15 protein-coding genes are annotated in these 18843 nt (G+C 63.9%); 11 read left to right on the forward strand and 4 right to left on the reverse strand.

Features of this window, described 5'->3' with window-relative positions; genetic code table 11:
- The first annotated feature begins 604 nt into the window (after positions 1 to 604).
- From AUL39_RS07255 to AUL39_RS07270, 4 genes are read left to right on the forward strand one after another with little or no spacing between them, the layout of a single operon-like run.
- On the forward strand, positions 605 to 2557 hold the full coding sequence (locus tag AUL39_RS07255; RefSeq protein WP_059054938.1) for a BMP family ABC transporter substrate-binding protein: 1953 nt from the start codon (positions 605 to 607) through the stop codon (positions 2555 to 2557).
- The gene (locus AUL39_RS07260; RefSeq protein WP_070807588.1) at positions 2554 to 3279 is read left to right on the forward strand and encodes a metallophosphoesterase family protein; all 726 of its coding nucleotides are present in this window, start codon (positions 2554 to 2556) and stop codon (positions 3277 to 3279) included. The genes AUL39_RS07255 and AUL39_RS07260 overlap by 4 nt, the downstream gene beginning before the upstream one ends.
- Positions 3280 to 3337: 58 nt before the next feature.
- The gene (locus AUL39_RS07265; protein ID WP_059054939.1) at positions 3338 to 3820 is read left to right on the forward strand and encodes a YbaK/EbsC family protein; all 483 of its coding nucleotides are present in this window, start codon (positions 3338 to 3340) and stop codon (positions 3818 to 3820) included.
- Complete coding sequence (locus AUL39_RS07270; protein ID WP_059054940.1) at positions 3817 to 5025, forward strand: MalY/PatB family protein; 1209 nt, start codon at positions 3817 to 3819, stop codon at positions 5023 to 5025. Before AUL39_RS07265 ends, AUL39_RS07270 begins: the two co-directional genes overlap by 4 nt.
- Positions 5026 to 5189: 164 nt before the next feature.
- Here AUL39_RS07270 and AUL39_RS07275 read toward each other — a convergent pair whose 3' ends face one another.
- Complete coding sequence (locus AUL39_RS07275; RefSeq protein ID WP_059054941.1) at positions 5190 to 6908, reverse strand: OPT/YSL family transporter; 1719 nt, start codon at positions 6906 to 6908, stop codon at positions 5190 to 5192.
- Between the two features lie 148 nt (positions 6909 to 7056).
- Here AUL39_RS07275 and AUL39_RS07280 point away from each other — a divergent pair, with 148 nt between their 5' ends.
- Positions 7057 to 7953: a type III pantothenate kinase gene (locus tag AUL39_RS07280; RefSeq protein WP_082667311.1), complete on the forward strand. Its 897-nt coding sequence runs from the start codon at positions 7057 to 7059 to the stop codon at positions 7951 to 7953.
- A 120-nt stretch (positions 7954 to 8073) separates the two neighbouring features.
- On the opposite strand, the gene AUL39_RS07285 is transcribed toward AUL39_RS07280, so the two are convergent.
- Positions 8074 to 8259: a hypothetical protein gene (locus AUL39_RS07285; protein ID WP_059054942.1), complete on the reverse strand. Its 186-nt coding sequence runs from the start codon at positions 8257 to 8259 to the stop codon at positions 8074 to 8076.
- A 199-nt stretch (positions 8260 to 8458) separates the two neighbouring features.
- Here AUL39_RS07285 and AUL39_RS07290 point away from each other — a divergent pair, with 199 nt between their 5' ends.
- Together AUL39_RS07290 and AUL39_RS07295 are read left to right on the forward strand one after the other, a co-directional pair.
- Positions 8459 to 8719, forward strand: a complete 261-nt coding sequence (locus AUL39_RS07290) for a hypothetical protein (RefSeq protein WP_059054943.1) — start codon at positions 8459 to 8461, stop codon at positions 8717 to 8719.
- Positions 8608 to 10332 carry an alpha-amylase gene (locus AUL39_RS07295; protein WP_408033262.1) on the forward strand — a complete coding sequence of 575 codons (1725 nt, stop codon included), beginning with the start codon at positions 8608 to 8610 and terminating at the stop codon, positions 10330 to 10332. The genes AUL39_RS07290 and AUL39_RS07295 overlap by 112 nt, the downstream gene beginning before the upstream one ends.
- Here the strand turns inward: AUL39_RS07295 and AUL39_RS07300 are convergent.
- Entirely contained in the window at positions 10305 to 11423 is a 1119-nt protein-coding gene (locus AUL39_RS07300) for a DUF3810 domain-containing protein (protein WP_059054944.1), read from the reverse strand. The genes AUL39_RS07295 and AUL39_RS07300 overlap by 28 nt on opposite strands.
- Before the next feature lie 778 nt (positions 11424 to 12201).
- Between AUL39_RS07300 and AUL39_RS07305 the strand changes: the two genes are divergently transcribed.
- From AUL39_RS07305 to AUL39_RS07320, 4 genes are all read left to right on the forward strand, one after another.
- Positions 12202 to 12630: an Hsp20/alpha crystallin family protein gene (locus AUL39_RS07305; protein WP_059054945.1), complete on the forward strand. Its 429-nt coding sequence runs from the start codon at positions 12202 to 12204 to the stop codon at positions 12628 to 12630.
- A gap of 463 nt (positions 12631 to 13093) precedes the next feature.
- Positions 13094 to 14530: a radical SAM protein gene (locus AUL39_RS07310; protein ID WP_070807590.1), complete on the forward strand. Its 1437-nt coding sequence runs from the start codon at positions 13094 to 13096 to the stop codon at positions 14528 to 14530.
- 401 nt (positions 14531 to 14931) lie between these two features.
- The gene (locus AUL39_RS07315) at positions 14932 to 15351 is read left to right on the forward strand and encodes a peptide deformylase (RefSeq protein WP_059054946.1); all 420 of its coding nucleotides are present in this window, start codon (positions 14932 to 14934) and stop codon (positions 15349 to 15351) included.
- 9 nt (positions 15352 to 15360) lie between these two features.
- Complete coding sequence (locus tag AUL39_RS07320) at positions 15361 to 15741, forward strand: hypothetical protein (RefSeq protein ID WP_059054947.1); 381 nt, start codon at positions 15361 to 15363, stop codon at positions 15739 to 15741.
- A gap of 211 nt (positions 15742 to 15952) precedes the next feature.
- Here the strand turns inward: AUL39_RS07320 and AUL39_RS07325 are convergent, their stop codons facing one another.
- Positions 15953 to 18814 carry a YhgE/Pip domain-containing protein gene (locus AUL39_RS07325; protein ID WP_059054948.1) on the reverse strand — a complete coding sequence of 954 codons (2862 nt, stop codon included), beginning with the start codon at positions 18812 to 18814 and terminating at the stop codon, positions 15953 to 15955.
- Between the last annotated feature and the right edge of the window lie 29 nt (positions 18815 to 18843).

Consider the following 18843-nt stretch of genomic DNA (forward strand, 5'->3'; position numbering starts at 1 on the left):
CGCTTGCTGTGGGATGGCGTGGCAAGTACTCGCCCTGTCATCGCATTTGCTCTGAAACTGTGCGGACGATTCTACGCTACGTACTGGTGATGTGCTGTAACGAGGAAGTAAATTCCACAGATGACGAGGTGATTTACGTGCCGGCGCCGGGCGTTGCGATGTTCTCCTCACCTGTCCTTGCGTTTCTCTTCCCGACGGCGTGGCGCGTTGTTACCGGCCCGTTGAACTTCTCAGCAGTCAACTGGGCGAACGTAAGTGGGTCTGGTCGAGCCGGTAACAACAGGTGGCAGAGCCATTGGCCGAGCAGCGCGCTTGTTACCGGCTCGTCGCGTGGTTGCTGAATATCTGCAGTTGTGAGCTGCGAGAGGCTCCCAGCCGGTAACAATGCTTGGCCGCGTTCGCATGACCAGCGCCACGCAATCCGAATAGCGGAAATCCCGATTGGTTAATGTGCTCTAAACAATCGGGATTTACAGGCGGCATAAAGTCGCGCCTCTCGCCTGGGTCCGGCCGGCACATGCGGCGGTATACTTGTCTGAACAAGTGACCGTGACCAGCCACGCTCGCCGCGCGCCACCGCGCACGAAAGGAGACGTCCGCCACCATGAGCGAGGAGTACAGAAAGGCCCTCCGTCGCGGCGAGCGAGACCTGCGCCGCGACACGTCGGCGGGCATCTATCCCTATCTGCCTGCGCTCGATTCCGTGCTCGCCCCTGGCGACACTGCCGGCGAGGTGCGTCTGGGCACCATGGAGATCCCGCTCGACATGGTGGCCGGCACTCGCACCGAGGGCCGCCAACGCTCCTTCTCGCGCACCTTCATGCCCGTCCTTGCGCCCACCACGGAGTTCGCGGCCAAGTGGTCAAACCTCTACGCCATCCAGACCACGGAGGGCTTCCGCGACCCCGTCAAGGTCTACGAGTACATGCACCGCTTCTACGTCCAGGAGGGCAACAAGCGCACCTCCGTGATGCGCTACCTGGGCGCCTATTCCATCGAGGCCGAGGTCACGCGGCTGCTCCCAAAGCAGTGGGACGCCCCGGAGCGCCGACTCTACGGCGAGTTCCTCGAGTTCTGGCGAGCAGTGCCAACCTACGACATCGAGTTCTCACGCGAGGGCTCCTACCGACGGCTGGCCGCGCTTCTCGGACGTGACCTTGTCTCGCCCTGGTCCGACGAAGCCGTGCGCGAGCTTACCTCCACCTACCAGTACTTCCGCTCGCTCTACCAGCGTGCGGGCGGCTCGCACTTGGACGCAACCTGCGGCGACGCTCTTCTCGCGTACCTGAGCTACTTCCCGGACGAGCGTCTTCTGGACACGCCGCCCTCCATTGTGGTCGAGCGGCTGGGGCGCCTGTGGTCCGAGCTTGCGCTGGCGGGCCCGCGCGAGGATGTGGTGCTGGTAAGCGAGCCGGAGGCAGAGCCAACCTCCCGCGGCGGCGTTCTCTCGCGGCTCTCGTACCACACGCCCTACTCGCCAGCCAATCCGCTTCGCCTGGCGTTTCTCTACGAGAGGCCCTTGGCAACCTCGAGCTGGGCACGTGCTCACGACGCCGGACGTCTTGAGGTCGAGAAGCGCTTCAACGGCACGGTGCAGACCGTTGCCTACGACAACTGCTCCTCCCCAGACGACTTCACTGCCGTAGTGGACGCGGCCGTTGAGCAGGGTGTGCGCGTAATCTTTACCTGCTCGCCCACGCTCATGGCGAACACGGCCAAGGCAGCTATTGCCCACCCGGAGGTTCACTTCCTCAACTGCTCGTGCAACCTTCCGCACAGTCGCGTGCGCTCCTACTACGGGCGCATGTACGAGGCCAAGTTCGTGACGGGCGCGCTGGCGGCGAGCTTTGCCACCAACCATCGCGTGGGCTACCAGGCAAACGTTCCCATGTTTGGGTCGGTTGCAGAGATAAACGCCTTTGCCATTGGCGCGGCGCTGGTGGACCCCAAGGTCAAGGTTCGCCTGGTCTGGTCCACGCGCGGCGGTGACTCCCTCTACCACCGGATGGCTAACGAGGGCGTTACCGTGATGTCTGGCTCGGACGTCACCGCGCCGTGGGACGACCCGCTTGCGCTGGGTCTCTACCAGATGGTGAATGGCCGCGTGCATAACCTCGCGCTTCCGGTGTGGAACTGGGGACGCTACTACGATCTTATCGTGCAGGGGCTTCTCAACGGGTCCTGGCAGGACTCCGGCGACGCCGCGCGCCCGCAGGCGGTAAGCTACTGGTACGGCATGTCGTCGGGGGTCATTGGGCTTAGCCTCTCGGATGATCTGCCCTACTACTCGCGCAAGCTCGTTGACCAGCTCACGCACGGCATCGAGCGCGGCGTGCTCGATCCCTTTGCGGGCGAGCTGAGAAGCCAGGCGGGCGTGGTTCAGCCGGCGGGCTCGCCCAGGCTGAGGGAGCTGGACGTTGTTTCCATGGATTGGCTCAACGACAACGTGGAGGGCATCCTTCCCGCAAACTGGCATCCCGTCGACGAGACGTCCCTGGCCGGCGGGCTGGGAGGCGGCCTTTCCGCCGGTGGCGTCACGGGGGAGGCGCGGCCATGAAGATCCTTGCGATTGCCGACGTCGAGGAGCGCATGCTGTGGGACAACTTCCGCCGCTCGCGCTTCGAGGGCGTTGACCTTGTCTTGGCGGCGGGTGACCTTGATGCCGACTACCTGGAGTTTCTCGTCACCATGCTCACGTGTCCCGTGCTCTACGTGCACGGCAACCACGACGAGAGCTATCGCCGCAAGCCGCCCCTGGGATGCATCTGCGTGGACGACTCGGTCTATGTGTACCGTGGCCTGCGCATTGTTGGGCTGGGTGGTTCCATGCGCTACAAGGACGGCACCTACATGTCCACCGAGCAGGAGATGCGCCGGCGCATCCGCAAGGTCGAGCCGAGCATCCGCCTGTTGGGCGGCTTCGACGTGCTTCTCGCCCATGCGCCCGTGCGCGGCGTGGGAGACCTGGACGACCTGCCACACCGCGGCTTCGAGTGCTTCAACACGCTGCTCGAGCGCTGGCGGCCCGCCCTTATGGTCCACGGTCACGTGCACGCCAACTACATCACGAATTTCTCGCGCGAGAGGGAGCTTGCCTGCGGAACCCGGGTGGTTAACGCCTTTGGCCACGTGGAGCTGGACGCGCCCACGCCGTCGCAGCTCTCGTACGGCTGGAAGGAACATCTGGTCAACAAGCGAGCGCTGCGCAAGAGCGACGGCATTGCCTCGCACGAGGAAGGCGTCCTCGGCGCCGGTCAGTCTTACGGCCAGCGGTGGTAGGCTACTCTCTTGTGATGCTGCCCGGCAAGTGGGCAGCCGTTGAGAGAGGACGAGGCCCATGTCCGTCGAGAGCGTCCGAGCGTACCTCGAGCCCTTTGGCGTTGCCGACAAGATCATCGAGTTTGACCAGTCGAGCGCCACGGTGGAGCTGGCCGCGCGCGACCTGGGCTGCGAGCCGGCGCGCATTGCCAAGACGATGGCGTGCGCGGTGGGGGATGGCGCCGTTCTCGTGGTGTGCGCGGGCGATGCCAAGCTGTGGAGCGCGGCCTTCAAGCGTGAGTTTGGGACAAAGCCGCGCTTTGTGGCGCCCGATGACCTGCCGCAGGTGGTGGGTCACCCCATGGGTGGCGTCTGCCCGTTTGCCGTGAAGCCCGGCGTGCGCACGTACCTGGACGTCTCGCTGCGCCGCTTTGATCGCGTGTTTCCCGCGGCGGGAAGCGAGAGCAGCGCGATTGGCCTCACCCTTCCCGAGCTGGAGCGCTGCTCGGCATCGCAGGACTGGGTGGACGTGTGCAAGGACTGGCGAGAGGAGATTGCATGACGTACGACTTCACATCAATTATGGAACGACACGGCACGGATGCCATTGCGGTCGACGCGCTTGGCTCGGGCGGCATGGCTCCGGATGCGCCGGCGGAGGGCTTCGACGCCATCCCCATGTGGGTCGCCGACATGAACTTCCCCACGGCACCCTCCATCACGCGCGCTATGGCAGAGCGCATCCAGCACCCGGCGTTTGGCTACTTCTCGCCGCGCGATGAGTACTATCAGGCCATTGTTGACTGGCAGCTCAGGCGCAACGGCGTGCGCGGCCTTGAGCCGGCACACATTGGATACGAGAACGGCGTGCTTGGCGGCCTGGTCTCCACGCTCACGGCCTTTGCCGCGCCAGGTGACGCCGTGCTTCTCCACAGCCCCACCTACATTGGCTTCACGCATTGCATAGAGGAGAATGGCTACAAGATCGTTCTGTCGCCGCTGGTCAAGGATGAACGGGGCGTCTGGCGCATGGACTATGAGGACATGGCCGCCAAGCTGGAGGAGAACCACATCCACGTGGCAGTGTTCTGCTCGCCACACAACCCCTGTGGGCGCGTGTGGGAGCGCTGGGAGCTCGAGCGCGCGATGGAGGTCTACCGCGAGCACGACTGCGTGGTGATCTCCGACGAGATCTGGTCCGACCTGGTGCTGCCCGGGCACGCTCACGTGCCCACGCAGTCCGTGAGCGAGGACGCCCGCCGGCGCACGGTGGCGCTCTACGCGCCGAGCAAGACCTTCAACCTGGCTGGGCTGGTGGGGAGCTACCACATCATCTACGACGACTACCTGCGCGATCGCGTTGTGGCAAAGAGCGGGAAGTCCTGCTACAACTCGATGAACGTGCTCTCGATGCACGCGCTTATCGGCGCGTATAGCAGCGAGGGCGAGGCCTGGCTGGAGGAGCTGCTGCAGGTGCTGGACGGCAACGTCTCCTGGGCGTGCGACTTCATCGGCGAGCACTTCGAGGGCGTGCAGGTGAGTAGGCCCGAGGGGACCTACATGCTGTTCCTCGACTGCAGCGAGTGGTGCGAGCGCCACGGCCGCGACATCGAGTGGGTCGAGCGCGCAGGATGGCGCGTGGGCGTTGACTGGCAGGATGGCCGCGCGTTCCACGGGCCCTGCCACGTGCGCATGAACCTTGCGCTTCCGCTCTCGCGCGTGCAGGAGGCCTTTGGGCGACTGGACCGCTACGTGTTCAACGCCTAGTGGTGCGGCGCCGGCAGCGCGACGCATCAATGAATGTCGCCGGAGAGACTCTTTTGGCGATATTTGCAACACACAGGCCCCTCCGGAGACAAAAGTCGCCGGAGGGGCCCTTTTGAATGCAAGCGCTGCCAAAATTCGCCTTTCGGCGACGTGGCCTCGCGTCCCTACGCCGCAAGCCCTGCTATAACGCTCACCATCGCGATAATGACGCCCACGATCGACTCGCCGCCCAGCACGCCAGAGGCAATGACCACGCCTGCCTCCTGCCCGTCGGCGTCGCGCGCGGCGCGCTCGTCCGCGGGCAGGCTGGCCGTGCGCGAGGCACGAACGCGGTCAATCGCCCACTTGAGCGCCGCGCCCAGCGCAGCTGTGAACGACATGTAGAACGGCAGATAGACGCCAAGTCCCAGCATCATTGCCGGCAGCCCGGCCCAGTAGAGCGCGATGCCCGCCGCAAGGCCAATCACAAACGCAGGGACGCTGGGGATGCCCGAGACCATCGTGGCCACGACGCTTGCCTGTGCCGAGACAAACTCCTTGCCAAGCCCAAAGGCGTCGGGCCCATAGGCCTCAACAAGCGCCATCATGACGGCTGCAGAGACCACGGCCCCCAGTACGCCGCCAATCGCCTGGCCCAGCCACTGGGCGCGCGAATCGGTGCCAAGGATGCTTCCTGCCTTGAAGTCGTTCATCACGTCGCCGGCAAGCCCGCAGGCAACGGCCACCACGCCGGCAATGAAGAAGAGCTGCACCTTTCGTACCTGCGCAAACGCCGAGACAAGCAACAGCACGATAAGGCCAAAGATCTCCATGGGGTCGATGCCCGTCTGTCCGCACGACTGCGCGCTCATCGCGGTGGTCACAAAGGCGAGAAGCACCACCGCAACGCTCACCACCGGAGGAAGTCCAAGCCCCATGCACATGAGAACCACGATGGCGGCGACAATCACCGCAAACGTGCCGGCGTCGGTGTGCACGCTGCCAGTGACCAGCGACTCGGCCGCGCCCGCGCCATCGCTATCGCTGCCCGTGCCGTTACCGGCGCCCCGCACGCCGCGCACGATGTCCGCAAGCTGCGGCACGATGTCCTTTGCCACCACGGCAAGGCCTGCGCCCATCATGAGTCCCATGCCCAGGCTCTTCACGATGCCCTGTGCGGCGTCAACGGCCCAAAGTCCCGCGGCGCTGCCTGCAACCACAATGCCAAAGTTGGCGAGAAGGGCGCCCGCAAACCACCAGGCCACGGCCACGCCGCCCACGAGAAAGCCCACCGAGAGCATCATGGGTGAGTTGTATATGCCAAAGCTCACGCCGGGGATGGGAAGCGCGGCCAGCATGGTGGGCACGGCGCCAAGTGCGTCGCGCAGCACGGCGTAAACGCCGGCGAGTCCCATCGATGCAAAGAGGCGGCGCCCGGTCTTGCCGCCGGCCTCGGTCGCGCGCAGGGTCTGCGCAGCAGAGGCGCCCATGGGAAACTCCAGGTTCGTATCAACAATGAAGTGCCGGTGGATGATTGCCGTGGCAACAAGGCCCAGGCCCGTGCCGGCAAGCGCCACGACGAGCATCTGCGCAAAGCCCACCTCGTCGGCGTATCCCAGCATCCATGCGCCGGGAATGGTGAAGGCCAGTCCGCCCGCAACCATGGCGCCAGCAGACATGATGGTGTGTGTGACGTTTGCCTCGTTCAGGCTGGCGTTGCCCAGAAGCTTGAGGAAGAAGAGCGAGACGATTGCCGCAAACACGATTGGCCATGGCAACGCGCCAAGCTTGAGTGCCGTGTAGGCCGAGGAGGCGGTGATAATGACGCAGCCAATGCAGCCAATAACGACGCCGCGCGCCGTCAGCTGCCCGCGCCACGAGGCGCGGCCAGAAGTCTTGTCCATGTTGTTCTCCTTTGTGTATATCCGCTCCCCCTGGTGGCCGGCGGTTGCGTGCCGAGGAGTCGGGTTACCGGTGCCGCGCGCCGGACATGCGCGCGGACTTGCTAGAGTATAGCGAATGGCCTCTGCGGCGTCGTCGAAGGGAGCGCACATGAGAAAGGGCGAGCAGGCCGAGTGGGCTAGGCAAGCCGAGTCCACGGCAGGCGAGAGGCGCTGTGTCCTTGCGGTTGACGTGGGCAACACGTCAACCGGCTTCGGGCTCTTCTCGGCAGATGCTGGCGAGACGGACGAGCCGCTTGGTACCTGGGAGCTCACCACGCCCGAGAAACTCACGGCCGACGAGGCTCGCATGCAGGTGGCGCAGGTCCTGGGCGTGCTTGCTCGCGACGTTGCCGAGCAGCGCTTGCTTGCTCCGGAGCGCGCGGCGACCTTTGCCGAGCCACCGCTCGACGCGGTTCTCTCCTGCGTGGTGCCATCGTTAACGGAGGCCTGGTCGGCGGCCCTGGCAACGGCCTGTCGCACGCGACCCGTGGTGGTGGGCCCCGGACTCAAGACGGGGCTGCGCATGCGCTACAGCGACCCTGCCGAGGTTGGGCCTGACCGCATAGCAGACGTGGTAGCTGCACGTGCCACGTACGGGGCTCCAGTTGTTGCGGTGGACTTTGGTACCACCATGAACATCGAGGTCATTGATGCCGAGGGGGTGTTTCTCGGCGGAATCATCGCGCCGGGGCTTGCGCTTGGGGCACAGGCGCTCTCCCGCGCCGCAGCCCGCCTGCCCGTGATCGAGCTGCATGCGCCCAAGGCGGCCATCGGCCGCTCCACGCGCGAGGCCATGCAGTCTGGCGTGGTCTTTGGCGAGGTGGCTCGCGTCGATGGTCTTCTCGACCGCATCTTTGCCGAGCTTGGTGGGCAGACCTGCGTCGTGCTTACGGGAAGCGGCGCCAATCGCGTGGCTCCCCTTATGTCGCATGCGGCCGTGGTGGACGAGACCCTCACGTTGCGCGGGCTGCACCAGCTGCGCCTTGGGGTCGTCCGCAGGGGATAGCCCGGGTAGCTGGCAGTTTGCGCCTGCGCACAAGGACGGCCCGGGCGGGCAATCCCGTCCGGGCCGTCGCGAGTCGCCTACGGGTTTCTCGCCTGTGTGCTCTTCGCTTGTGGTCAGCGTCTAGTAGCGCGGATAGAGCATGGTGGGGTAGGTGGTCACGTTCTCCTGTGGGCCGTGCTGGCCGCGCACCTTGTTCACGATTGCCTGTGCCACCGCTGCCACCAGCACGGCACTAAAGAGCAGGGCGATCATGATGAGAAACACGATGAAGATGATGAGCGGACTGGACGTGGAAATGCTGGGCATATGCCGTCACCTGCAACTTTCTTGAACGGCCTTCAGTTTTGACAGCTTATTTGTAACACGTTGGCAACATTGTTTCAAGTGTGTTTCGCGATTCTGCACAGGGCGCGGGCGTTGTGGCTGGCGTAAGCCCCTTGGCCTAAAGGGGTAGGATTTCCCGTAATGGGTGGATGCCCCGTTGGCGTCCCGAAGGGAAGGTCCCATGATTACGTTTCTTCTCGCATCGTTCTTCGCCATTCTGTTTGCGCCGGTCATGCTGGCCGTCCTGGCGGTTTGGCTTGTGTTTGCCCTTGTCGTGGGCATATTTCGCATCCTTGGCTGGGCGATAGGAGCGGGGCTTCGCGTGTTCTGGTGGCTGTTCCTCGCATCGCTGGTGCTTGGGCTTATCGGCTTTGCGCCGGCTGTGCTTGTTGCCATCATCGCAGCCGTTATTGCCTGCACGCACCCCACGCGCATAGGGTAGGTGCGGCAGCTGCACTTATGAACGGCACGATGCTCCAAGGCTTCTCGTGGTACCTTGACGCGGACGGCGGACACTGGCGCCGCCTGGCCGAGGATGCCCAGCTCTTTGCCGACAATGGCATCACCGCCGTGTGGCTGCCGCCCGCCTACAAGGGCATGGCCGGTGCAAACGACGTTGGCTATGGCGTGTACGACACCTATGACCTGGGCGAATTTGACCAGAAGGGCTCTGTGCGCACCAAGTACGGCACGCGGGAGGAGTACCTGGCCGCCATCGACGCGATTCACGCAGCGGGCATGCAGGCTCTGGCCGACGTGGTTCTCGACCACCGCATGGGCGCCGACGGAACGGAGCGCGTGCGCGCGACCGAGGTGGCCTCGTACAACCGCGAGCAGCCCGTCTCGGCGCCTCGCGACATCACGGCCTGGACTCGCTTCGACTTTCCCGGACGCGGCAACAGGTACTCTGACTTCAAGTGGAACTGGACCTGTTTCCACGGTGTGGACTATGACGAGGCAACGCACGCGAACGCCATCTACCTCTTTGACGGCAAGCACTGGAGCGAGCAGGTAGACCACCATGACAACGGCAACTACGACTACCTCATGGGCTGCGACGTGGACGAGATGTACCAACCCGTCTACGACGAGCTGCTGCGCTGGGGCGAGTGGTATCTCTCGACCTGTGACCTCGACGGCTTTAGGCTGGACGCGCTCAAGCACATGGACCGCCAGTTCTTTCTCCGCTGGCTGCCGGCGCTGCGCCAGGAGTTTGGCAAGGAGCTTTTCACGGTGGGGGAGTACTGGTCGCCGGATGTAGGTGAGCTTAAGGCCTACCTTGGCTCTGAGCGCGCGATGAGTCTCTTTGACGTGCCGCTCCACTACCACCTGTACCAGGCGTCCTGCTCGTTTGGCACCTTTGACCTGCGACGCCTCTTCGACGGTACGCTTGTGGGCGCCGATCCCACGCGCGCCGTGACCTTTGTCGAGAACCACGACACCCAGCCTGGCCAGGCACTTCAGTCCTTTGTGCAGAGCTGGTTCAAGCCCTCAGCGTACGCGCTCATCCTGCTGCGCGAGGCGGGCTACCCGTGCGTCTTCTACGGTGACCTCTTTGGCATGCCCAACGACGGCAACATTCCCGCCGTGCGCGAGCTGCCGCTGTTGATGGAGCTGCGACGTCGCTTTGCCTACGGGCCGCAGCACGACTACCTCGACGACCCGGATGTTGTTGGCTGGACGCGCGAGGGCGACGGGCGCCATGGCGGCTCGGGTGTGGCGTGCGTGCTCACCGATTGCGCGGGCGGAGCAAAGCGCATGTACGTGGGGTCGCGCCACGCCGGCGAGCGGTGGGTCTCGGTGCTTGGCGGGGAGTCCGACGCCAGCGTGGGGGACGACGGATGCGCTGAGTTTGTCTGCAAGGGCGGGGGCCTCTCGGTGTACCTGCCCGAGGACACGGCGGGCGTGCTCGAGAACGACATCGTGCGCTACGGGCGCGACGTGCCTGCAGACCTGGGAGCGCACCTGCCGCCGCCCACCGAGGAGGAGCAGCGCGAGGCAGACCGCATCAGGCACGACGCCGAGCGCTACTCGTCCAGCCAGGCGAGCAGGTAGTCAACAACCAGGCCGTACGAGCGCACGCCGTCCTTCTCGCCAAAGCTCTTGAGGTAGGTGTCGTTGACCGTGGTGCCCACGTCCTCGAAGGGACCTTCGAAGGCCTGGTAGTGCTTCTGGGTGGCGGCGCGGTCTTGCAGCACGAGTGCCACGCCAGCGCCGTTTGCACCTGAGAGCGCGTCCGAGACCAGCCGCTGTGCGCGCTCTGGGTCTTGCGTCAGCAGGGCGTTCACGCAGTAGTTGAAGGCGGAGTAGTAGCCTGAGTACGAGAAGCGCACGTCATCGCTGGCAGAGCAGGCGAGAAACGCCGAGAAGTTGGCCTCCTGCTCGCTGGCTATGCCCAGGCGGTGCGCCGCTTCGTGGCACATCGTGAAGGGGAGCTCGGCGGCTGCGGTGTGAAGGGGCACACTCGACTCCGCGGTTGCGGCCCAGAAGATTCCCGTGTGGCCGCTGTAGAGCAGGGGCTCGCCAAAGAGCAGGAGAGACTTCACGGGGGCGGTGCTGCCTGAGAAGACCTCGTAGCGCTGCGAGAGCGGTGCGTACGATGCTCCGGCGATGCGTGCCAGCTCGTAGAAGTCCTGGTGGGAGAGGGTGCCGTCCTCCTCGCGCGGGACCAGCTGCGCACGTGAGGCCGCCTGGTCAAGGTAGTACGAGGTGGCGTCCGCAAGCTGGTCCTCGCTGTACTGGCCAACCTCAAGGCCAAGGTCTTGCGAGAGCTCCGGGGCATAGTGGTTGAGCGCCCAGTCGGCGGTGCCCAGGGAAGCCGTTGCGGCCACGACCAGCGCCACAACCGAGAGCCACGGAAGGAGGCGCTGGTGGCGGCGGATGCGGTGCACCAGCGTCACGATGGCTGCCACCACAAGGGCGGTGGTGAGCCAGTCCCAGATGGCAAAGGGAGCCACGGAGGTTGCGGTGGCGAGCGCGGACATCAGGGATTTCGAGAGCCGACGGTAGCCGGGGAAGAGGACCGCCTGCAGGTCTGGCTGCGAAAAGATGGCCGCGAGTAGCGGGCAGGCTGCCGTCAGGATGGCGGCGGCTATGAGCCGCGCCCTGATAGGCTGGCTGTGCTTCGTCGGGCTCGCCTGTGCCATCTGCTGCTCCTTTCATCTTGGTGCTGTCTCTGGTCATATCCTGCCATTCTCGGCGCTGCTCGTGTTGCTTGAGAGCCCCGTGCCGCTGTTGTTGAGAACACAGTCGACAGAATCGGTATCCGACGGGGCTTGAAACGTCGGGATTCTCCTCAACAGTGCATGGCGAGTCGCGCGCCTCCCCACCGGCGGCGGGCGGACTTCCGGTTGGCAGCAGTTTTGGTAAGAATCCTTACGTGACTGCGATGCAGTAGTAATTCTCTGACCTGCGGTTTATCAGGCTTCAAACTGCCTTGTACTTGGGGTGTCCCCGAAAATCCGTAGCCCAACCGTAGATCTCTGCCACCGTTGCGCACTTGGGGTGTCAACACAACCGTTCTGCACTCCGCACCGTCGACGTCGGGCTTTTTTCGGACAGAATTCACGCCGGGAAAACCGCAGAACGTCCGGTTTCTGCCGGCAGTGCTCCGGGGGTGGAGAAGACGGCTGCATGAGGCAATCCCATCACTCCGACAGATGTCGGATTTACGCACGGTGGGGGACGATACGGGCAAAAGCCCAGCACCACACAAAGCTTAACCGCGACCGTGCGTAGTTCTGGGAAGTTCGGGAGCGCGAGGGGGGATTGGCTGCTGACCTCGAAGTTTGAGGAATATCTAAGTATGATTGACTTAGAAAATCTTAGATTAAATGTATAAAGAAACCGCAGCGGGGAACATATAAGAGTGAACCCAAGGAAGCCCAGAGAAAGGGCTTCCACCACATAGAAGGAGTGGTAACGATGGCTGGCATGGTTCCTTATAGTGACTACGAGAAGGCACTCCGCAGGGCATGGCCGTTTGGAGCCTTCGACGACTTCTTCGCTCCTCTCGCAGCGATCAGCGCCGATGACGCATTCAAGATGAACGTCGAGGACGCGGGCGACAAGTACGTTGTGACCGCGGAGCTCCCGGGCGTCAAGAAGGACGAGGTCGACGTCGAGCTCAACGAGGGCAGGCTCTCCATCTCAGTGGACAAGAAGGAGTCCGACGAGGAGAAGAACAAGAACTACCTGCAGAAGGAGACCTCGGAGTGGCAGGCAAGCCGTGGCGTGTATCTGAAGGATGCCGCAACGGATGGTCTCACCGCAAAGATGGATGGCGGTGTCCTTACCGTCAACGTCCCCAAGCAGGCGGAGAAGTCCAACGTCACGAAGGTCGCTATCGACTAGCAGCGTAGGCTTTATCTCTTGCAGCGCCTAGCGCAACGGCACCCCGGTTTCGGCCGGGGCGCCTTTTTTGTTGTGTGCCCCTTCCCGGCGCCCCTGAGGTCCCTCTTGCCCTCCTCCTTCTTTAGCGGTTTCTGAGAATCGGGCGCCGTGTTTGACCAGTTGGCGAGCAACTCTATTCTCAAATTCCGATAAAGAAGGAAGGGGCCGAGGAGGGGGCCGAGGAGGGGAAGGGAGAGGGGGTAGGGTCTAGGGTAAGGGGCAAAAGACCAGGGGACCGACGCGGTGCGGGCACTACCGTCTACCGTTTGCGTGTTGGAATTGAACTTATTTCAAAAAATGGAATCATCTCAAGTGGCTTGGGGGATGATACTCTCTGTTCCAACCCAGGCCCCACGTAGCGCGCAACAGCGCGGGCGCGAGGGGTTGCCCCGAGAGCGGTTATCCGCAGGAGAAGGAGAGGCTCATGCCCGCGTTCACGTCCATCAAGGCCAAGGCCATCGGCATCGCTGTCGACCAGGGTGTCAACATGCTATACGACGACTTCGATGGCAATCTGCCCAAGGTCGAGTCTCTCATCAACAAGTTTGCCGGCTCTGGCGACTCCATCAACGACGCCCAGCTCAGGCTCTTCAACATGGTCATGGGCTACATGAAGGATCCCACCAACAACTGGCGTCGCCTGGTCGACAACATCATCAACAACGTGGACAAGGACGTCGTCAAGACGTTCGTGCACAACTTCTTCGTGAACTCGGTGACCATTGGCGGCGCTCGCCAGCGCGAGGTTAACGACACCGAGGGCTGCAACTGCCCCTGGGCCATCCTCATGGACCCCACCACCCGTTGCAACCTGCACTGCAACGGCTGCTGGGCGGCCAACTACACCAACGCCAACCACAAGGACCTCACCTTCGAGGAGCTTGACTCCATCATCACGCAGGGCAAGGACCTGGGCACCTACATCTACCTCTTCACCGGTGGCGAGCCCATGGTGCGCAAGAACGACCTCATCCGTCTGTGCGAGAAGCACCCGGACTGCTTCTTCTCGGCGTTCACCAATGGCACGCTGGTGGACGAGAAGTTCGCCGACGAGATGCTCCGCGTGAAGAACTTCATGCCGGCATTCTCCATCGAGGGCTTCGAGGAGGCAACGGACTCCCGCCGTGGCAAGGGCACCTTTGCGCGCGTGACGCACGCCATGGACATCCTGCGCGAGCGCAAGCTCCCGTTTGGCGCGTCCATGTGCTACACCAGCGCAAACTACGATTCCATCACGAGCGACGAGTACATCCAGTTCCTGGTGGACAAGGGCGTCCTCTTTGCGTGGATCTTCACCTACATGCCCGTTGGCCTGGGTGCTCCCGTGGAGCTTCTCGCCACCGCCGAGCAGCGTGCCGGCATGTACGACAAGGTGCGCAAGAACTGGCGCAACAACGTGCCCATCTTCTTCGCGGACTTCTGGAACGACGGCGAGTACACGGGCGGCTGCATTGCCGGCGCCCGCCGCTACATGCACATCAACGCCGCCGGCGACGTGGAGCCCTGCGCGTTCATCCACTACTCGGACTCCAACATCCGCGAGAAGAGCCTGCTTGAGTGCTACAAGAGCCCGCTCTTCAAGAGCTACCAGGCGCATCAGCCGTTCAACTCCAACATGCTGAGGCCGTGCCCGCTGCTTGACAACCCCGGCATGCTCTCCGAGATGGTGCATGAGACCGGAGCCAAGTCCACGGACTACGTGCACCCCGAGGACGTTGACGAGCTCGAGAGCAAGACGCAGGCGGCAGCTGCGGCATGGGCCGAGAAGTCCGCGCCCATCTGGGCTGCCAGCCCCAAGGGCAGGCTTTCCGATCGTCTCGCCAAAGAGACCGGCGACCCCAACGCCTGGGTGAAGTACTAGGGGGTTCGTGGTCGTAGTCGGACGGTTGCGCGGTTCCGGCGACACGTGGCCTGGCTCCGGCGACATGTCTTTCTCGCCTTTTCCGAGCGGCTGGGGTGACCTAACTGCTCGGATTTTTCGTTGGAGCGATTCCCGCGGTTTGGCCGTCACCCAGCCGAGATGCCGCGCGATTTCGCCGGTTAGGAATTTTCCGAACGGTTAGACCAGCTTAAACGGCTAGATTTCGCGGCTTGATACTGGTGCCGCTGAAATACGACGGTTAGGGCGCCTTAAACGTTCGGAATGCGCGGCTTGTTGCAGCCTCGGCTTCTCGCCAGGGGGCGCAAGGCGGTAAGATATGGCCTGCTTGAAAATGGCTGCGGCTGCTCAGACGGCTAGCGGCCCTCCCGAAAGGAACGTACATGATTCGCGAGCTCTGCAAGGACGACGCCATCCTCTCCAAGAAGTGCCAGCGCGCCACGCCCGAGGACGCGCCCCTGGCGCAGGACCTCATTGATACCCTCCGCTCCGTCGAGGACGGTGCCTGCCTGGCGGCCAACCAGATTGGCGAGACCAAGGCCGTGGCGGTCTACCTCGATGACAACGGTGAGGCGCACGTGCTCTACAACCCCCGCATCATGATGGGGCTCAACGCCACGCGCACTGTCGAGGGGTGCCTCTCGCACGACGAGCCCTCCAAGGTCACCCGCTACGGTAAGGTCAAGGTTTCCTATGACGAGCTGGTTGACGGCAAGTTTGTGCCGCGTCGCCGCGATCTTACCGGCTGGGAGGCCCAGATGGTGCAGCACATGGTTGACCACTGCAACGGCAAGCTGGTCTAGGAGGCAATCGTGGCGGACGAGAAGAAGGTCATCGACCTCGAACTGCCTGCGGGTAAGCTCTTTGCGCAGTACCCGGACCTCTCTGGCCTTCTCGCTGAGATGGGCATCGAGAATGTTGATGCCGAGAAGACCTTCCCCGAGGTGGCCGCGGACCTGGGCGTCGAGACAAGCGTGATTGCGTTTGCGCTTGAGGCCTCGGGCTACAGCGTGCAGGGCCTCAAGGCCGCAGATGACGGCTACAAGAGCCCGCTTGATGACGTGATGAACGTGCTCTTCGACAATTCCTTCCATGGCGAGCCGCTGCCGGATACGTCATCATCTGGGCCCATGCTGGCCCACATGGAGATGGCCATTCGCCGCGCGCAGGACGAGGGCAAGCTGCCCAAATGAGACAGAGGGACAGTCCCTTTGTCTCATTGCGGCGCAGGAGCTGCGATTTTCTGCAGCGGGGCTGACGGTTTTCTCGCCTTCGGTGCAAAACGGGCGCCCGAAGGGCCCTTATCGACAGGATTTACTCAATAGCGTGCCCTCGGGCGTCAAATTGACGCCCGAGGGCTGATTTCGTCCAAGGATGAGACAAAGGGAGTTTCCCTTTGTCTCACTACTCGTCCTTGTCGCTGCTGGTAAAGAGCGCAGCGAGACGACCCATGAACGACTGGTCCTGCTGCTCGTCGTCGGACGCCTGCTGCGACTGGTCGTCGGAGCTGCTGCTAGTGTCATCGGCGCTCTTCACGCCGTCAACCACGTAGACAAACTGCACCTCGCGCACGTTGGTGTTGCTGGGATCGACAAAGGAGTGCAGCTGGTAGCCGCGGCCAAGCTTCTCGTCGATGGTGTCCTGCAGCTCGTCCAGGACCTTCTCGTCCATGCCATCGACGGACTCCTGCAGCTCGTCGAGGCCGTTAGAGAGGGTGTGGCTGCCGTCGGCTGCCTGGGAGGTGCCGTCAGCAAGCGTGTCCAGCCCGCTGTCAAGGGCGTGCGCGCCGGATGCGAGCGCCTTGGCACCCGCGTCGAGCTTGGTTGAGCCGCTGCTCAGCGTGTCGATGCCAGCCGCAAGCCGCTTGGCGCCGTCCTTTGCCGAGGAGGTCCCGGCAGCAAGCGTGCCCAGGCCGTCATCCAGCTGGTGCGCGCCGGAGGCCAGACTCTTGGCGCCGCTATCCAGCTTGGTGGAGCCGCTGCTCAGCGTGTCGAGACCTGCCGAGAGGCGCTTTGCACCGTCCTTTGCAGAGGCAGCACCATCTGCAAGCGTGCCAAGTCCGCTGTCGAGGCTCGAGGCGCCGGATGCGAGGGAATCGACGCCGTTCTTGAGCTCGCCGCCCGCCTGCAGCGAACCGGCAAGCGTGTCGACGCCGGCAGACACCTGGTGCGCCCCGTCGTTGAGCGTCTTCAGGCTCGTGAGGTCGATGCCCGCCAGCTGCTGCTGCGCGCCGCTCACCATCTCCTGTGAGCTCTTGACCAGCTCGTTCGACTGCGTGAGCACGGTCTGCGACTGCGCGAGCACACCCTGGATGCCCGTGCCGTCGGGTGCGCTCCCCTCAAGCGAGGAGAGCGTGCCGCTCAGCGCCTGCGCATCGGTCTGGAGCTGCGTTGCGGTGGAGCTCATACCCTGCAGCCCCTGGGCCAGCGTCTGGATGGTGGATACCGCGGTAGAGGCGTCAGTCGCGGCGCCGCCGGCGGTTCCGGCGGCAGCGGTGCTCTCGCTGGCAGCGCTCTTGGCGGAGGCCATGGCGCTCTCGACGGCGGCCTTCTGCTCCGCCGTGAGCGTGGCGTCCTGATCAAGCGTGGCCATCGTGTCGTATGCGTTGGTTGCGTCGGTCGCCGCCTGTGAGGCCCGGCCCTGCGCTGCCGTTGCCTTGGCAGCGGCGGTACCGGCGCTGGTTCCCGCAGAGCTCAGCGCCGTCCCCATGCCCGAGGTGGCCTGCGAGAGCGCCTCGAGGTCTGCCTTCACGGCCTCTGCCTGCGAAACGGCCGTCTGGCCCTGCTGGCTCATGCTTTGCGCAGAGGCCTCAATGGCGGCAAGTTCCTGCTGTATGCCGTCGACGGACTGCTTTGCGGTGTTGAGCTGGGCGTTCATGCCCGCAAGCTGCTGCGGCAGCATGCTCGAGAGGGTGTCGTAGAGCTGCTGCGTGCCATCCGCTACCTGCGACGCACCGGACTTCAGCGCAGTGAGCGAGCCATCCTTTGCCTCGAGCGCGGCCTTGAGCTGCGCCGCGCCACCTGCAAGCTGAGAAGACCCGGCCTTTGCGCTCTGTGCGCCGGCATCCAAGCTGTCTAGGCCGCCCGAGAGCTGCGTGGCGCCCGAGGAGAGCTGCGCCGTGCCGCTCACGGCCTGTGCTGTGCCGGCGGACAGCTGGTCCGCACCATCTGCTACCTGCGAGGATCCTGTCTTTGCGCTCTGCGCGCCCGCCTCAAGCTGCGCTGCTCCGCTGGCAAGCTGATGCCCGCCGGAAGAGAGCTGCGCCGTGCCGTTCACGGCCTCGCCGGTGCCTGCGGCTAGCTGGTCCGCTCCGCTCGCAAGCTCTCCAGAGCCGCTCTGGGCGCTTCCCGCGCCGGCGTTGATGAGGTCAAGCGCGCTTGCAAGCTCGCGCCCACCAGAGGCCAGCTGGTCTACGCCGTCCGTGAGCTTGGAGGTGGCGTCCGTGAGCTGGGAGTTGTCGGCGTCGCGCACATTGATGTCCATCGAGAGCGGCATGGCGCTTATCTGCCAGCCGGAGTAGGTGAAGTCCGTTGCCTCGCCCGTGATGTGCCAGTCGCCGTTGGTTCCGGGGAGCAGCAGGTAGGTGACGAGGGTGTTGTCGCCCACCACGGCAACGGTGCCGTCATCGGAGTCATCCAGGTGGAAGTTGTCGTTGGGGAAGGTGCCTTGCGCCTGCAGCATGAAACTCTTGGCAAAGTCCGAGGTTGCGGTGTCGTCGTCCATGCCCGTCACCTTGAGCTCTATGTCCAGCTTGCCGCTCTTGCCCGAGAGCTCATCTGGTGAGACAACCTTGCCATCCAGGCGGTAGGTCACCTCAACATCCCAGGGCAGCTGCGTTGAGGCGTCAAGGTCGCCCTGGTAGTAGACAGGCTCGCCGGCCGTGGTGGTGAGCGTTACCGAGCCGTTGGTGTTGGTGAGCTCCTCGGAGGTCGAGAGGTTCTGGACCTTGGTGTAGGTGCCCGGGTCAGTCACGGTCTGGGCGGTTGGGGTGTCGAAGTCGTTCACCACGTAGACGCCGCTCTTCTTGCCCGTGGCATCGGTCCTTGCGTAGACGACCTCGGTCTTTGCGCTCTGGGTCTCGCCCGTCTGCGCGTTGGAGTTCGGCTCGGTGGACTGGCCATTCACCTCGTCTGCCAGCGCCTGCGTGGCGCCAAACGGCACGCACATCGTAAAGCACATGAGTGTGCCCACAGTTCCCACGAGGGCCCTGCGCCCAAGCGAGGGGACGCTCTTCTCGGCAACGCGCTTCTTGTTCTTGGTGGTCATTGCTGTTCACTCCAAACGTTTGGGGCGGG

Source organism: Tractidigestivibacter scatoligenes, assembly GCF_001494635.1.
GTDB classification, from domain to species: domain Bacteria; phylum Actinomycetota; class Coriobacteriia; order Coriobacteriales; family Atopobiaceae; genus Tractidigestivibacter; species Tractidigestivibacter scatoligenes.

Coding starts and splice junctions, on each gene's coding strand:
- AUL39_RS07265 (WP_059054939.1), top strand. CDS start 3,338: ATGTCCGTCGAGAGCGTCCGAGCGTACCTCGAGCCCTTTGGCGTTGCC.
- AUL39_RS07275 (WP_059054941.1), bottom strand. CDS start 6,908: ATGGACAAGACTTCTGGCCGCGCCTCGTGGCGCGGGCAGCTGACGGCG.
- AUL39_RS07280 (WP_082667311.1), top strand. CDS start 7,057: ATGAGAAAGGGCGAGCAGGCCGAGTGGGCTAGGCAAGCCGAGTCCACG.
- AUL39_RS07285 (WP_059054942.1), bottom strand. CDS start 8,259: ATGCCCAGCATTTCCACGTCCAGTCCGCTCATCATCTTCATCGTGTTT.
- AUL39_RS07290 (WP_059054943.1), top strand. CDS start 8,459: ATGATTACGTTTCTTCTCGCATCGTTCTTCGCCATTCTGTTTGCGCCG.
- AUL39_RS07300 (WP_059054944.1), bottom strand. CDS start 11,423: ATGGCACAGGCGAGCCCGACGAAGCACAGCCAGCCTATCAGGGCGCGG.
- AUL39_RS07260 (WP_070807588.1), top strand. CDS start 2,554: ATGAAGATCCTTGCGATTGCCGACGTCGAGGAGCGCATGCTGTGGGAC.
- AUL39_RS07255 (WP_059054938.1), top strand. CDS start 605: ATGAGCGAGGAGTACAGAAAGGCCCTCCGTCGCGGCGAGCGAGACCTG.
- AUL39_RS07315 (WP_059054946.1), top strand. CDS start 14,932: ATGATTCGCGAGCTCTGCAAGGACGACGCCATCCTCTCCAAGAAGTGC.
- AUL39_RS07310 (WP_070807590.1), top strand. CDS start 13,094: ATGCCCGCGTTCACGTCCATCAAGGCCAAGGCCATCGGCATCGCTGTC.
- AUL39_RS07305 (WP_059054945.1), top strand. CDS start 12,202: ATGGCTGGCATGGTTCCTTATAGTGACTACGAGAAGGCACTCCGCAGG.
- AUL39_RS07270 (WP_059054940.1), top strand. CDS start 3,817: ATGACGTACGACTTCACATCAATTATGGAACGACACGGCACGGATGCC.
- AUL39_RS07325 (WP_059054948.1), bottom strand. CDS start 18,814: ATGACCACCAAGAACAAGAAGCGCGTTGCCGAGAAGAGCGTCCCCTCG.